Genomic DNA, 14915 nt, shown 5'->3' on the forward strand with positions numbered 1-14915 from the left:
CGGCCGCTTCGCGCCCGATCGCGGGACAAGTCGGGACGCCAAACCGCCGCTCCCACAGGGGGTTGGGCTGGACGTTAAATTTTGAGCAAGACAATTGCTTCCACTGGTGAGGTGGATTTCAGGCGATGTCGCGCAACTCCCGACGCAGGATCTTGCCTACCGGCGTCATGGGCAGTGAATCGCGCAGCACGATGTGCTTGGGCACCTTGTAGCCGGTGAAGTTGGCCTTGCAGAAGGTCTTGAGCTCCTCGACGCTGACACCGCCCGCCCGAGGAACCACGAACAGTTTTACCGCTTCGCCGGAGCGTTCGTCGGGCACGCCGATCACCGCGCAACTGGCCACCTGCGGGTGGCCCATGACCACGTCCTCGATCTCGTTGGGATACACGTTGAAGCCCGAGACGATGATCATGTCCTTCTTGCGATCGACGATGCGGGTGAAGCCGTCCGGGTCGATCACCGCGATGTCGCCGGTCTTGAACCAGCCGTCGGCATCCAGCGCCTGGGCTGTCGCCTCCGGCTGCTGCCAATAGCCCTTCATGACCTGCGGCCCCTTGATGCACAGCTCGCCGCGTTCGCCCAGCGGCATTTCGTTGCCGTCGTCGTCGATGACCTTGAATGCAGTCCCGACCACCGGGATGCCCACCGTACCCAGCCGCGCCAGTTGCCCGTAGGGGTTGGTGCTGGCCACCGGGGAGGTTTCGGTCAGGCCGTAACCCTCGACGATGCGACAGCCAGTCAGGCTCTCCCAGCGCTCGGCGGTGGCCTTGACCAACGCCGTGCCGCCCGAGTTGGTGACCTTCAGCGCCGAGAAATCCAGCGACTTGAAGCCCGGGTTGTCCATCAACGCGACGAACAGTGTGTTCAGGCCCAGCAGCGCCGAGAAGCGCCACTTGCCCAGCTCCTTGATGAAGCCCGGAATGTCGCGCGGGTTGGTGATCAGTACGTTGTGATTGCCCGTGACCATCATGCACATGCAGTTCGCAGTGAAGGCATAGATGTGATACAGCGGCAGCGGTGCGATCATCACCTCCTGCCCTTCCTTGATCAGCGGCTGGCCGTCGGGCCCGTGCTGGGCGAAGCAGGCCAGTACCTGCAGCATGTTGGCGACCAGGTTGCCGTGGGTGAGCATCGCGCCCTTGGCCAGCCCCGTGGTGCCGCCGGTGTATTGCAATACGGCGACATCCTCGAGCGTCTGCACCACCGGCTTGTGCGTGAGCTCACGGCCCTCGCGCAGTACCTGCTTGAACGACACGGCCTGGGGCAGGCGGTAGGCCGGCACCATCTTCTTCAGCTTGTCGACCACCGTGTTGACCAGCCAGCCCTTGGCGGCGGGCAGCAGGTCGCCCATCTTCGCCTCGATCAGGTATTCGATGCCGGTATCGGGCAGCACCGTCTGCACCCGCTGGCCGAACATGTTCAGGTACACCAGCGCACGGGCGCCGGAGTCATTGAACTGGTGGCGCATCTCGCGCTCGGTGTACAGCGGGTTGGTGTTGACCACGATCAACCCGGCGCGCATCGCACCGAAGACGGCGATGGGGTATTGCAGGACATTGGGCATCTGCACGGCGATGCGATCACCGGGCTTGAGGTCGGTGTGCTGTTGCAGCCAGGCCGCAAAGGCCGCCGAATGGCGCTCCAGTTCGGCGTAACTGAGGGTGACACCGAGGTTGCTGAACGCCGGCCGGTCGGCGAAGCGTTTGCAGGAACGCTCGAACACCTCGACGACGGATTTGTAAGCAGTGATGTCTATGGTGGAAGGCACGCCCGCCGGGCGCTTGTCATTCCAGAAGTCGGCTTGCATTTATTGTTGTTCCTCAGCCTGAACCGTCCATGACCTGATTGCCCAGCGGCAAAAAGGCGTTCAGCCGACGTTAGCAGGTAAGCCGGAGGTGGCAAATACGCCAAGGGCTGCCATTAACATTGTGAATCTTATTTGTGCCCCTGCTGCAATCCTGGTCATTGTGCATACACTGAGCTCAATCCCGTGCACAAAGGATTTCCCATGCCCCACGACGCCTTCTGGCTACCCGCCAGCGAGCACTGCAGCCTGTACGTCCACCAGTGGCTGTCGCAGACGCCGGTCAAGGCCGTTGTGCTGCTGGCCCATGGCATGGCCGAGCACGCCGGGCGCTACCGGCGCCTGGGCCATGCGCTGAACGATGCCGGCTTTGCCCTGTTCGCCCCTGATCTGCGTGGCCACGGCCGCACCGCGGAGCTCGGTAGCCTCGGTCTGTTCGCCCATCAGCACGGCTGGAACACGGTGGTCAACGACCTGGGCCTGCTCAGCCAGCACATCGGCCAGCAGTTCCCCGGCACGCCGCTGTTCCTGTTCGGCCACAGCATGGGCAGCTACATCGCCCAGGCGTACCTGCTGCACCACAGTGGCAGCCTGCATGGGGCGGTGCTCAGCGGCTCGAACTTCCAGCCGCCTGCGCTCTATCGCGCAGCACGCCTGATCGCCCGCCTGGAGGCCTGGCGCCAGGGGGTGGAGGGCAAGAGCGCGCTGATCGACTGGCTGTCGTTCGGCTCGTTCAACAAGGCCTTCAAACCCAACCGCACGGCGTTCGACTGGCTCAGCCGCGACCCGGCCGAGGTCGACGCCTACATCGACGACCCGCTGTGCGGCTTTCGTTGCAGCAACCAGCTGTGGCTCGACCTGCTGCAAGGCCTGGCACAGATCAGCCAACCGCGCCATCTGGCGCAGATCGATCCGAACCTGCCGATGCTGGTGATCGGCGGCGAATGTGATCCGGTCAGCGCCGGCAAGCGTCTCACCCACCTGGCCAACGCCCTGCGCGCGACCGGCAATCGCCATGTACAATTGCGCGTCTACCCGCAGGCACGCCACGAAGTGCTCAACGAAACCAATCGCGACGAGGTCACCCACGACATCATTGCCTGGCTGGAACAGGCACTGGCCCTTGGCCGCCCTGCCCGCAGCGAATGATGTGCACCGCCTCGTCCCTCCAAGGAAGCCCTGATGACCCAGGTCACCAACACGCCCTACGAAGCCCTCGAAGTCGGCCAGAAAGCCAGTTATGAAAAATCGGTGGAAGAACGCGACATCCAGCTGTTCGCCGCCATGTCCGGTGACCACAACCCGGTGCACCTGGACGCCGAGTTCGCGGCCAAGAGCATGTTCCGCGAGCGCATCGCCCACGGCATGTTCAGCGGTGCCCTGATCAGCGCCGCGGTCGCCTGCACCTTGCCAGGGCCCGGCACCATCTACCTGGGGCAGAAGATGAGCTTCCAGAAGCCGGTGAAGATTGGCGACACCCTGACCGTACGCCTGGAAATCCTCGAGAAGCTGCCCAAGTTCAAGGTGCGCATCGCCACCAACGTGTACAACCAGAACGACGAACTGGTAGTCGAGGGCGAGGCCGAGATCCTGGCGCCACGCAAGCAGCAGACAGTAGAGCTGGTATCGCCGCCGAACTTTGTCGCCGGCTGATCGAGCAGTATCCTGTCGCGGATCTACCCGCGACAGGGCTCCAACGCCCTCAGGCAGCGCTCGATATGCCGCCGCTCAGGTTCCTGGCGGGCCAGCGCCAGCGCCCTGCCCCACGCCTCCCGAGCCTGCTGCACATGCCCCAATTGCCCGTGCAACTGAGCCCGTGCCGCGTGGGCCAGATGGTAGTCGAGCAACTCGCCCCGCCCCAGAATCGCCTCCACCTCTACCAGGCCCATCGCCGGTCCGTCACGACTGGCCAGCGCCACTGCGCGGTTGAGTTCGATCACAGGTGACGGCCAGTGCCGCAGCAACACGTCATACAGGCCGACGATCTCTGCCCAGTCGGTGTCCTGGGCGCTGGCGGCCTCGGCATGCACTGCAGCGATCGCCGCCTGCACGCTGTAGGGCCCGATATCACGGCTGCCCAGCGCATGACGCACCAAGGCACACCCCTCCTCGATCTGTGCCTTGTCCCACAGGCTACGGTCCTGCTGGTCGAGCAGCACCAGCTCGCCTTCGCCATCGGTGCGCGCCTGCTGGCGCGACGCTTGCAACAGCATCAACGCCAGCAGGCCAAACACCTCTGGATCCGGCAGCAATTGCGCCAGCAGCCGCCCCAGGCGAATCGCCTCGTCACACAGGTCGCGCTGCACCAGGTCTTCCCCCGCCGACGCCGAATAGCCTTCGTTGAACACCAGGTAAATCACCCGCAACACACTTTCCAGGCGCTCGGCCAGTTCGCCCATGGCGGGCACCTGGTAGGGAATCCGTGCATCGCGGATCTTGGCCTTGGCCCGCACGATGCGCTGGGCGATGGTCGAGGGCGACTGCAGGAACGCGCGGGCGATCTGCTCGGTGGTCAGATCGCACACCTCACGCAGGGTCAAAGGCACCTGGGCATCGGCGGACAACGCCGGGTGACAACAGGTGAAGATCAAGCGCAAGCGGTCGTCAGCGAGCAGTTCCTCCTCGCTCGGATCCTGCGACGGGTCCTCGAGCTGCATGATCAGCGCCGCCTGCGAACGATCGAAACGGGCGCGTCTGCGCAAGGCATCGATGGCCTTGAAGCGCCCGGCCGAGACCAGCCAGGCCCGGGGGTTATCCGGCATGCCGTCGCGCTGCCAACGCTCCACGGCAATGAAGAAGGCATCATGCAGGGCCTCCTCGGCCAGGTCGAAATCACCCAACAGGCGGATCAGGGTCGCCAGGATGCGCCGCGAGTCGCGCCGGTAGATAACCTCGACCTGGGTGCGCAGTTCATCACCCGTCATCGTGTTGCGGTCCGCGGCGTCATCTTGGCTGACCTCCCGTCATCAGGGTTGCAGTTCGCGCACCGGCCTCACTTCGACACTGCCGACCCGCGCCGCCGGAATGCCTTTGGCGATGTTCAGTGCCTCGTTGAGGTCACGGGCATCGACCAGGTAGAAGCCGGCCAGTTGCTCCTTGGTTTCGGCGAAGGGCCCGTCGGTCAGGCTCATCTTGCCAGCGCGCATGCGCACCGTAGTGGCGGTCTGCACCGGCTTGAGCGCCTCGGCCGCAAGCATCCGCCCGGAGCCGTGCAGCGACTCGGCGTAAGCCATGCACTCGGCGTCTTCGGGGCTGTCGGGCAGGCTGTGCAGCAGCCCCTCGTCACAATAGACCAGGCACAGGTATTTCATGATCGTCTCCAGCTGACGGGCGGTTCAGGGCTTGAGGTCGAAGCGAGCCTTCTGGGTTTCCATGTCGAACGGTGCCGACCAGTGCTCATGGATCACCTGCCAGCGCCCTGCACTACGACGATAGCCCACCGTGACGCGCATGAAGCCGCACTGGCTTTCATCGTCGGCCGGGCCGCAGCGGTTGAGCCAATGCGCCAGGGCCAGGTCGCCATCGGCCTGGACGGTCAGCTCGGCCACCTCGAAGACCATCGGACCGGTGCAAAAGCCCATGCACATTTCCCAGTGTGCCTGGTAGGCAGCCTTACCCTTGAATTGCAGGGCCTGGATGGCGTCGAAGGCAACGATGTCATCGGCATAGGGCGCGACGATGGCCGGCAGGTCGCGCTCGCGCACGGCCTGGATCCAGCCGTCGATGAGTTGACGGATTTCGGTTTCGGCGGGGGTATTCATGGGCAAGCCTCCAGCAGGTCATCAGTGGGTGGCGCCGAGTGTTTGCGGCGCCTTCACTGATGGTCGACTGGGGATGGGAAGAATCGACAACGCTGGAAAACTTTTTGCGGTTTTCCGTTATCGGCCTGTGCCGACGGGCCTTCGCTGTCTTTACCCAGCCAACACCTGCGCATAACGCGCCCGGTCCACGTTGGCCCCGCTCAACACCACCGCAACCCTCCTGCCCTGCTGGCGTTCGCGCTCCTGCAACAGTGCGGCCAGCGCTGCGGCGCCCGCGCCTTCGGCGGTGTTGTGGGTGGTTTCGTGGTAGAGGCGCATGGCCTGGGCGATCTCGTCATCGCTCACCCGGACGATGCGCGCAGCATGCTCACGCACCAGGGCGAAAGCGTCCGGGTGCGGCACGCGGCAGGCCATGCCGTCGGCAAAGGTGTCGGCGGTGGCCGTGGTGACGATACGCCCCAGCTCGAAGCTCTGTGCATAGGCATCCGCGGCGCAGGACACCACGCCAACGATCTCGGTCCGCAGCCCCAGCAGGTTACGCGCCTGGATCAGCCCGCAGATGCCAGACCCCATACCGATCGGCACATACACGGTGTCGAGGTCCGACACGGCCTCGAACAACTCCAACGCATAGGTCGCCACGCCGCGCACCAGCTCAGGGTGGAACGAGGGCACCATCCGGTAGCCGCGCTGTTCGGCCAGCTGGGCGGCGTACTCACGGGCCACGTCGAAATCGACACCATGCTCGATCAGTTCGGCACCCAGCGCACGCATGGCGGCGTTCTTCTCCCGCGAGTTGCCTTCAGGCACCACGATCACCAGCGGCAAGCCTGCCTGGCGCGCCGCCAGGGCCATGCTCTGGCCATGATTGCCGCGGGTGGCGGTGACCAGCCCCGCAGGCACATCACCGCTGGCCAGCAGCGAGCGCACATAGACCAGCCCGCCGCGCACCTTGAATGCGCCAGTCGGCGCATGGTTCTCATGCTTGACCCACAGTTGGCAGCCGGCCCGCTCGGCGAGCAACGGCCAGACGCGCTGTGGCGTCGCAGGCACATGCTGGTGAACGAAATCGGCGGCTTCGCGCAGGGCAGTGAGGTCGAACATGGCGATCATCCTTCATCGAGGGCAGTTGCGACGATCCTGAGCGCCGGGCATTGTATGGGTCAAACCTTATATTGCATGGGTAGCAATTTCGTGTGGACCCCGGAACTGATCGACGACGCCCAACCCCGCTACCTGGCACTGGTCGATGCCATCGCCGCCGCCATCGAACGCGGTGAACTCAAGGTAGGGGAACGTCTGCCGCCACAACGGCGCCTGGCCTGGAAGCTGGGGCTCAACCCGAGCACCACCCAGCAGGCTTACCGCGAAGCTGCCGCGCGACACCTGGTGGCCGGCGAAGTGGGACGCGGTACCTACGTATTGGCGGGCAGCAAGGAAGCAACGCTGTTTCGCCTCAAACAGCACGACCGGCATTCGTCGCTGATCGACCTGTCGACCAACGTGCCGGTGGCCGATCCGCACCCGCACGACCTGCAGCACAGCCTCCAGGCATTGCTGCAGGCGGACGACCTCAACCTGCTCGATCACTACCTCGATCATGACCAGTTGCTGCTCGCTCGTCTGCATGGCGCACGCTGGCTGGCCCAGCGCGGACTGGTGCTGGGCGCTGACGACCTGCTGCTGTGCGGCGGCGCCCAGCAAGGGCTGGCCTGTGTGCTGCAGTCGCTGTGCCAGCCCGGCGAGGCGGTCATGGTCGAAGCCCTGACCGCACCAGGGATCAAGGCAGCGTGTCGCCAGTTGCGCCTGCCAGTGCATGGCGTGGCCCTGGATCACCAGGGGCTGCGCCCGGATGAGCTCGACCGGGTGACGCGGGCCAGTGGCGCCAGGGTGCTGGTGACCACGCCGACCCTGCACAATCCCACCGGGGCCTGCATGGACGACAGCCGTCGCCAGGCCGTCGCCGAGGTGGTGAAGCGCCACGGCCTGCGGGTGATCGAAGATGATGTCTATGGCGCACTGAGCGAGCGGCCCCCCTTCTACCCCTTGCTCGACGGCCAGGGGATACTCGTCAGCAGCTTGTCCAAGACGGTCGCGGCGGGGCTGCGCCTGGGCTGGATCGCCGCACCGGCGTCAGTGCTGGAACACATCGACCCGCATGCCCGGGCCACGCACTGGCCGGTGTCACCGCTGAACCTACGCATCGCCTGCCAATGGATCGCCAATGGCACAGCCGCGCGGCGGCTGGCTTGGCAACGGGAGGAAATCGGGGAACGCTGGCGCCTGGCGCGACGTCTGTTCGGTGAGGCGATGCGCGCTCAGGATGAGCCCTCGCCACATGTCTGGGTAAGCACCCCGGGGCCTGCTGAAGCACTGGTAGGCGCGTGCCGGGCACGTGGGGTCGAAGTGGTGCCGGCCAGTGTCTTCGCGGTGGGTGGCGATGAGGTCAGGGCCGTGCGCATCAGCCTGTCGGCCGCCACCAGCCGCGCGCAGCTCAAGCAGGGGCTGGACGTCGTGCGCGCGGTACTTGGCGAGCTGGCAGGGAGATAGCCCTCACCCCTGCTGGCAACCCTCGCCCATGGCTCGGTACTGAATGGTGTGCACCTGACCTTGATGATCTTCATAGGTCATGGTGGCCGGCACCACCTCGCAGACATCGGGGATGGTCGACAGATTGATCACCCGCTTGATATCCAGGTTCATCGAGTAATCGTACTGCACCGGGGGCTGGGGCTGGGTGGTCTTGGCCTCGTCCGCGAGGGCGAGCGAAGACATCCCGACCAATGCAAGAATGAGTAATGTTTTCATGAGTCTGTGGCCTTGAAAGCAATCACGTTGATCGATTGACTTCTTATGCCGTCACTGGCGCGGAGAAGTTGTCATCGTCGGCGATGACACGAAGCACCGATCCCGCATCGTCGTACTGCAGAAGGGATGAGTGAAATTCTACGCCCGCCACCGAATACTTGAACCCTGCAGTCGGATATTCACCCTTGCCAGATTTGCAACAATCTGCGACAAAGCCCCCCATGACCCTGCCCGAATTCCTCCCGCTCTGCCGCTCGCAGCGCCGCCTGCTCGACCACTTCTACCGCCAGCACGGCTCGCGCATGCGCGCCAGCGCAGAGGGCCAACTGTGGGTCGCGCGTAATCAGGTCATGGTGGGTGCATTGAACCTGACGCCCGTCGCCGATGGCCACTGGCTGACCGGCCTGTTCGTGGCGCCACAGTGGCGTGGCCAGGGTGTCGCTGCAGGGCTGGTAGGCGCAGCGCTGGCCGACAGCACAGGCCCGACCTGGCTGTTCTGCCACCCCGACCTGCAAAGCTTCTATGCGCGCCAGGCATTCACAACGGCGAGCGCCCTGCCCGCCGAACTGGCCTCGCGGCTGGCCCGCTACCAACGCAGCAAAGCGCTGGTAGCGATGGTGTGCGCTCAGTCGTCGGCAACGTCGAGCCCGGGAAACAGCACATCGGTATAGCCGAAGCGGGCAAAATCCTGGATGCGCGATGGGTAGAGCCGGCCGATGAGGTGATCGCACTCATGCTGCACCACCCGCGCATGAAAGCCATCGGCGAAGCGGTTGATCGGGGCACCCTGGGGGTCGAGGCCCTCATAGCGGATGTGCTTGTAGCGGGGCACGACACCGCGCAAGCCCGGCACTGACAGGCACCCTTCCCAACCGTCCTCGAGCTCGGTGGACATCGGGGTGATCAACGGGTTGAGCAGGATGGTCTGCGGCACGGGCTCGGCGTCCGGATAGCGCTCGCTGCGCTCGAATCCGAAGATCACCAGCTGCAGGTCGATGCCGATCTGCGGCGCGGCCAGGCCGACGCCACCGACGTGGCGCATGGTCTCGAACATGTCGTCGATCAGTTGCTGCAGCTCTGGGCTGCCGATCATCTGCTCGGGCACAGGCGGTGCGATGCGCAGCAGGCGCTCATCGCCCATCTTGAGGATGTCACGGATCATCAGGGGTTCGGCTCACGGGTCTGGGGTTCGGCATGCGCGGGATGCTCATGGCCGAGCACAGTGATGGTCTCCTTCGGCTGCTCGCCGTCGAAATCCTTCTCGCCGGGGTTCTTGCCTTCAGCCGACATGTGCTCGATCACCGCATTCATCTCGGCGCCCAGCAATAGCACGGCGGCGGAGATATAGAAATACAGCAACAGCACGATGATCGCCCCGATGCTGCCGTACATGGCGTTGTAGTCGGCGAAGGTCTTGACGTAGTAGGCAAAGCCCAATGAGGCGATGATCCACACCACCACCGCCAGCACCGAGCCTGGGGTGATGAAGCGGAATTTCTGCTTCACGTCGGGCATCACGTAGTAGATCAACGCCACCGCCACCATCATCAGGATGATGATCGCCGGCCAACGCAGCACGGTCCAAATGGTGACGATCACCTCCTGCAGGCCGACCTGGGCGGCGATCCACTCCATCACCTGCGGCCCCAGCACCATGAGTGCGGCGGCGGCCAGCAGCATGCCAGCGATGCCGATGGTGTAGAAGATCGACAACGGGATGCGCTTCCACACCGGACGGCCCTCGGGCACATCGTAGGCGGCGTTCATGGCGCTCATCATCAGGCGCACACCGGCCGAGGCCGTCCACAGGGCGATGACGATACCCACCGAGAGCAATCCGCCCTTCGATTGCTGCAGTTGGTCGATCACCGGATTGACTTGTTCGAGTGCCTGGGGCGGCAGCACCAGTTCCGATTGCAGGCGCAACCAGGAGAAGAAGTCGGGCAGGTGCAGGAAACCGATCAGCGCGATCAGAAACAAAATGAAAGGGAACAGCGAGAACAGCATCTGGTAGGCCAGTGCCGAGGCATAGGTGGACATCTCGTCATCGAGGAATTCCTTGACGGTGCGCACCAGCACGCGGTGCAGAGGCAGGCCCTGCAGGGCGGGAAAAATCATAGCGTCTCCTTTCGCCGCTTGATCGTCGTGGTTGCAACTGTGCAGACAAGTCTAATAGACCACGCGCACCGCGTACTGCTCACTGGCGAAATCAGGAAAACGGCTACGGCGGACGTTGAGACAAAACGGTAAGGCCTCATGGGCGCAAAACGGCGCGCCCACAAGGCCCTGTGCATCAACCGCGGTTCAAGGCTTTTTCACCGCATCCTTGACCTTGCCCACCGCCTGCTGCCCTTCGCCCTTGAGTTCCTGGGCCTTGCCCTCGGCACGCAGCTTGTCGTTGTCGGTCACTTTACCGACGCCTTGCTTGATGTTGCCAACCGCTTCGTTGACCAGGCCCTTGACTTTGTCTTTAGTGCCGCTCATGGCGAATCTCCTGCAAAAAGAGACACGTGAACCGTGTCGACAAAAGGTGGACCGGTTCGCTTGCGCAAGAGTTTCAACAATTTCTCGGGCACCAAGCCGAACGGCAAACAGCGGGCGAATACCGCACCGAATTGTCCCAGCGCCGCTGCGCACTCGGAAGGCGCAGCTCTAGAATCCGGCCATTCATAAAAACAACAGTTCGTGGAAACCTTGCACATGCGATTGATACCCCTACTCGCGGCCATGCTGCCGTTGCTTCCCCTGCCCACCCTCGCCGCCGCCCCGACCGCCGTGCAAACCTTGCGGGTCGAGCGCTACACCGACGACGACCAACCCGGCACCCTGCGCTGGGCCCTGGAAACCAGCAACCGCAACCCCGGCCACTACCGCATCGACATCGCCGCGGTCGGCGAGCCGCCCTACGTGATCCGCCCGAGCCGGCCACTGCCTGAAATCAAAGGCCCGGTACGCATCACCGGCCTGGCCTGGGCACGTGACGGCCAGTACATCGCCATCGACGGCGCCGGCTACATCAAGGACCAGGGGGTACGCACCTGCCCAGGCGCCCTGCCCGGCCAGTTCGGCACCAATGTGCGCACCACCACCAACCCCGGCCTGGTGCTGCGCGACACCCAGGGCGTGCACCTGAGTGGCCTGGAAGTGCGCAACTTCTGCATCGGCATCCTGGTCAACCGCGCCAGCGGCAACGTGATCGAAGACAACCGCATCGTCGCCAACAAGGGCGGGGCCGGGATCATGCTCACGGGCGATGACGGCGCGGGCAACCCGACGGCCACCACCACACTCAACAACAAGGTGCTGCGCAACCAACTGGTCGACAACGGCGACGGGCTGGAGCTGACCCGCGGCGCCGCCTTCAACCTGGTGGCCGACAACCTGTTCCGCTCCACCGACGCCAATCCCGAGCCTTCCCAGGGCATCGAGATCCTGCTGGGCAACGACAACAGCGTGGTGCGCAACCGCTTCGAGAACTACTCCGACGGCCTGCAGATCAACTGGGGCAAGCGCAACTACCTGGGTGCCAATACCTTCACCGGCAACTCCATCGGCATCAGCGTGACCGGCGAGGGCAACATCCTCGACGGCAACCTGATCCACGGCAACCGCATTGGCGTGGCCCTGCGTCCGGAGCCGGAAGTCACCGCCACCCGCGTCACCGCCAACCGTATCTGGGGCAATGGCCTGGATATCCGGCGCTGCGAAGCGGGTGGCTCGTGCGTCGCGAACCAGCGCACTGGCGCGATCATCTTCGGTGTGCCGGCCCAGGCCCACGCGCTGTACGTCGGTTCGCGCGGTGTCGGCGCGGAACTGGCGAAAAAGGACCAGGCGATCATCTGCGATGGCAGCGGCCAACCCCAGCCGTGCCAGCCGCTGCCCAATCACAATCAGCAGGCGCCGCGTCTGATCGGGCTGGCCGGGCAGATGCTGCAAGGTGAAGTGCAAGGGCCGGCATCCAGCCTGCTGCGCATCGAGGTGTTCGGCAATGCGGCGGCGGATGGGCGGGAGGCGGAGCAGTATCTGGGCGAGGTGCTGGTCGCCAGCGATGCCCAGGGCAAGGCACGGTTCGAGAAGAGGCTGGACGGCAGTGACGGCTTGAACAGCTTCACCGCGACGGTGACCACAGCCGATGGCGCGACCTCGGAGTTGAGCCAGCCGTTGCGGCGCTGAAGCTCAGGGCCTCTTCACGGGCAAACCCGCGAGGAGGCCGACCCAACCCACCCCACAACCCTTGCCGCGCCCCGCGCCACCCCGCACAATGTCAGGCCTTTCTGGCGTCAACCCGCAGGAACCTGCATGAAACTCGACAAACCCACCGCCATCGCCCGGCGCAACCAAGCGCTGAACCGGCCGGTGCTAGACCGCGACAACACCCTGTTCGCCATCCTCGACAAGAAACGCAACCTGTGGTGGTTCGAGGTGCCGGTGGCATTGCTGCGCAAAGGCCAGCCCGATTGGGTCAACCTGCTGCTGCACTCCCCGGAAACCGACGAACTGCAGCACTTGAAAGTGCCGGTCAACTTCCTGCGCGCGCATCAGGAACAGATGGAAGTCCGCCACCCCGGCAAGCGCCGCTCGACCATCAGCCTGGCGCTGAGCGCCGACCGCGACTCGCTGCTGCGCGACACCCGCCCAGGCGGTGAGCAACTGGACTTCAGCACCTTCGTGCAGGCCTGATCAGGCCCGCTCGATGCGATCGTCATGGATGACGATCAGCCCCTGCTTGAACAGCCCGCCAATAGCCTTCTTGAAATTGCCCTTGCTGACGTTGAACAGCTTGGCGATCACTTCCGGTGCGCTCTTGTCGCACACCGGCAGCACGCCTCCGGATTCGTCCAGGCGCTTGAGGATCTGCTCCTGCAGGCTGTCGGCCAAGGCCGCGCCCACCGGCTGCAGACTCAGGGCGATCTTGCCGTCGTGGCGCACTTCCTTGATGAAGCCCTTCTCGTGCATGCCCGAGCGCAGGAACTTGAACACCTCGTTCTTGTGGATCAGGCCCCAGTGGCGGTTGTTGATGATCGCCTTGAAGCCCATTGGCGTCTCGCCCGCCACCAGCAACTCCACCGGCTGGCCCGCCTTGTAGTCGGCCGGGGTACGGTCGAGGTAGCGGTCCAGGCGCGCGGTGGCGGTGATGCGTCGGGTGCGCTTGTCGAGGTAAGCGTGCACCACGCAGTAATCGCCGATCTTCAACTGCTGCGCCTCTTCCGAGTAGGGCATCAGCAAGTCCTTGGACAGGCCCCAATCGAGGAAGATGCCGGCACCGTTGATGTCCTTGACCTTGAGACTGGCGAACTCACCGACCTGCACCTTGGGTTTCTCGGTGGTGGCGATCAGCTGGTCTTCGCTGTCGAGGTAGATGAACACGTTCAGCCAGTCGTCGAGCTCGAGCTCGGCGTCCTTGGGGAAGTAGCGCCTGGGCAGGAGGATCTCGCCGTCGGCGCCGCCGTCCAGGTACAGACCGAACTCCACGTGTTTCACGATTTGCAAACTGTTGTAACGCCCAAGCAGAGCCATTTCCGATGTTCCTCAAGACAAGGCGGCTATTCTACACCTGAAGCTGCCCGGCTGCCCGATCCGTGGGAACCGCCGAGCGCGGCGCGTATCTATTGCCTGGCAAGCAACCTGCAAGGATTCGCTCATGCCTGTCCGTCTGCCCAGAGCCCTGCTGCTCATTCTCGCGTTTGCCCTTACGCTCGCGGCCTGCAGCCGTATCGACCTCGCCTACCGCAACCTCGACCGGCTGGTGCCCTGGTCGCTGGGCGACTACCTGGACATGAATCGCCAGCAGAAGGCCCTGCTCGACGAACGGCTCAAGGAACACCTGGCCTGGCACTGCAAGACACAGCTGCCCGGCTACCTCGACTGGCTCGACAAGGTGCGCCTGATGGTTGCCAACCAGACCGTGACCGACCGGGCCCTGCAGCAGCGCACTACCGAGGCGCGCCAGGCCATTGGCCGGGTCGCCGAAGAAATCACACCCTCCGCGACCGAATTGCTGCGCGGCATGAGCGACGCGCAGGTCGCCGAAATGCGCAAGGCGTTCGATGACGACATTGCCGAACGCCAGAAACAGTATGTCGACACTCCGCTGCCCAAGCAGATCCAGGCGCGCGCAACGCGCATGGAAAAACGCCTGACGCCGTGGCTGGGCGAACTCAATGCCCGCCAGCGCCTGCGGGTGATGACCTGGTCCCAGGCCCTCGGCGATCAGAACAGCGAGTGGATCGCCAACCGCCAAGCCTGGCAGCAGCAGTTGGTGCTGGCCATGGAGCAACGCCGCTCGCCAGCGTTCGAGCCGCGCCTGGCGCAGCTGCTGCAGCGCAAGGAGAGCCTGTGGTCACCGGCCTACCGCATGGCCTTCGAGAACACCGAACTGCAGGCACGCAGCCTGCTTGTCGACCTGATGCAGCAGAGCAGCCCGGCGCAGCGGCAGTTCCTGCAGGATCGGCTGGCCAAGGTACGTCGTGACTTCAGCGAGCTGAAGTGCCTCAAGGGGTGAGGGTCGGGGTGGCCTTTTCGCGGGCAAGTCGCAGCGGCGA

Annotated in this window: 17 protein-coding genes; 7 read left to right on the forward strand and 10 right to left on the reverse strand. The window is 64.4% G+C overall.

Features of this window, described 5'->3' with window-relative positions:
* Positions 1-118: 118 nt before the first annotated feature.
* Positions 119-1807 (reverse strand): long-chain-fatty-acid--CoA ligase FadD2, encoded by a 1689-nt coding sequence (gene fadD2, locus HU729_RS21960; protein ID WP_186666885.1) that lies wholly within the window; start codon positions 1805-1807, stop codon positions 119-121.
* A 201-nt stretch (positions 1808-2008) separates the two neighbouring features.
* Here fadD2 and HU729_RS21965 point away from each other — a divergent pair, with 201 nt between their 5' ends.
* Entirely contained in the window at positions 2009-2953 is a 945-nt protein-coding gene (locus HU729_RS21965; RefSeq protein ID WP_186711544.1) for an alpha/beta hydrolase, read from the forward strand.
* Positions 2954-2986: 33 nt separating this feature from the next.
* Positions 2987-3457, forward strand: a complete 471-nt coding sequence (locus HU729_RS21970) for a MaoC family dehydratase (protein WP_054893311.1) — start codon at positions 2987-2989, stop codon at positions 3455-3457.
* A 23-nt stretch (positions 3458-3480) separates the two neighbouring features.
* Here the strand turns inward: HU729_RS21970 and HU729_RS21975 are convergent, their stop codons facing one another.
* The 4 genes from HU729_RS21975 to HU729_RS21990 form a co-directional block, all read right to left on the reverse strand.
* Positions 3481-4728, reverse strand: coding sequence for an RNA polymerase sigma factor (locus HU729_RS21975; RefSeq protein WP_186711545.1), 1248 nt, complete (start codon positions 4726-4728; stop codon positions 3481-3483).
* A 42-nt stretch (positions 4729-4770) separates the two neighbouring features.
* Positions 4771-5115, reverse strand: coding sequence for a YciI family protein (locus tag HU729_RS21980; protein ID WP_063543704.1), 345 nt, complete (start codon positions 5113-5115; stop codon positions 4771-4773).
* Positions 5116-5139: 24 nt separating this feature from the next.
* Positions 5140-5565 carry a nuclear transport factor 2 family protein gene (locus tag HU729_RS21985; RefSeq protein WP_186711546.1) on the reverse strand — a complete coding sequence of 142 codons (426 nt, stop codon included), beginning with the start codon at positions 5563-5565 and terminating at the stop codon, positions 5140-5142.
* A 150-nt stretch (positions 5566-5715) separates the two neighbouring features.
* Positions 5716-6669: a threonine dehydratase gene (locus tag HU729_RS21990; protein WP_186711547.1), complete on the reverse strand. Its 954-nt coding sequence runs from the start codon at positions 6667-6669 to the stop codon at positions 5716-5718.
* 75 nt (positions 6670-6744) lie between these two features.
* Here HU729_RS21990 and HU729_RS21995 point away from each other — a divergent pair, with 75 nt between their 5' ends.
* Entirely contained in the window at positions 6745-8115 is a 1371-nt protein-coding gene (locus HU729_RS21995; RefSeq protein ID WP_186711548.1) for a PLP-dependent aminotransferase family protein, read from the forward strand.
* 3 nt (positions 8116-8118) lie between these two features.
* Here HU729_RS21995 and HU729_RS22000 read toward each other — a convergent pair whose 3' ends face one another.
* Entirely contained in the window at positions 8119-8373 is a 255-nt protein-coding gene (locus tag HU729_RS22000; protein ID WP_065861450.1) for a DUF2790 domain-containing protein, read from the reverse strand.
* Between the two features lie 221 nt (positions 8374-8594).
* Here HU729_RS22000 and HU729_RS22005 point away from each other — a divergent pair, with 221 nt between their 5' ends.
* On the forward strand, positions 8595-9044 hold the full coding sequence (locus tag HU729_RS22005) for a GNAT family N-acetyltransferase (protein WP_186666892.1): 450 nt from the start codon (positions 8595-8597) through the stop codon (positions 9042-9044).
* On the opposite strand, the gene def is transcribed toward HU729_RS22005, so the two are convergent.
* The 3 genes from def to HU729_RS22020 form a co-directional block, all read right to left on the reverse strand.
* Positions 8999-9535, reverse strand: coding sequence for a peptide deformylase (gene def, locus HU729_RS22010; protein ID WP_186666893.1), 537 nt, complete (start codon positions 9533-9535; stop codon positions 8999-9001). The two genes, HU729_RS22005 and def, sit on opposite strands and share 46 nt — an antisense overlap.
* Positions 9535-10491, reverse strand: coding sequence for a YihY/virulence factor BrkB family protein (locus HU729_RS22015; protein ID WP_186666894.1), 957 nt, complete (start codon positions 10489-10491; stop codon positions 9535-9537). The genes def and HU729_RS22015 overlap by 1 nt, the downstream gene beginning before the upstream one ends.
* A gap of 186 nt (positions 10492-10677) precedes the next feature.
* On the reverse strand, positions 10678-10857 hold the full coding sequence (locus tag HU729_RS22020) for a CsbD family protein (RefSeq protein ID WP_186711549.1): 180 nt from the start codon (positions 10855-10857) through the stop codon (positions 10678-10680).
* Between the two features lie 216 nt (positions 10858-11073).
* Between HU729_RS22020 and HU729_RS22025 the strand changes: the two genes are divergently transcribed.
* On the forward strand, positions 11074-12546 hold the full coding sequence (locus HU729_RS22025; protein ID WP_186711550.1) for a right-handed parallel beta-helix repeat-containing protein: 1473 nt from the start codon (positions 11074-11076) through the stop codon (positions 12544-12546).
* 126 nt (positions 12547-12672) lie between these two features.
* Entirely contained in the window at positions 12673-13053 is a 381-nt protein-coding gene (locus HU729_RS22030; protein ID WP_186666897.1) for a hypothetical protein, read from the forward strand.
* Here HU729_RS22030 and HU729_RS22035 read toward each other — a convergent pair whose 3' ends face one another.
* The gene (locus tag HU729_RS22035) at positions 13054-13890 is read right to left on the reverse strand and encodes a S1-like domain-containing RNA-binding protein (protein ID WP_186711551.1); all 837 of its coding nucleotides are present in this window, start codon (positions 13888-13890) and stop codon (positions 13054-13056) included.
* Positions 13891-14014: 124 nt separating this feature from the next.
* Between HU729_RS22035 and HU729_RS22040 the strand changes: the two genes are divergently transcribed.
* Positions 14015-14875 carry a DUF6279 family lipoprotein gene (locus HU729_RS22040; RefSeq protein WP_186711552.1) on the forward strand — a complete coding sequence of 287 codons (861 nt, stop codon included), beginning with the start codon at positions 14015-14017 and terminating at the stop codon, positions 14873-14875.
* Positions 14876-14915 lie beyond the last annotated feature (40 nt).

This window comes from Pseudomonas sp. RW10S2, from assembly GCF_014268985.1.
Lineage (GTDB): Bacteria > Pseudomonadota > Gammaproteobacteria > Pseudomonadales > Pseudomonadaceae > Aquipseudomonas > Aquipseudomonas wayambapalatensis.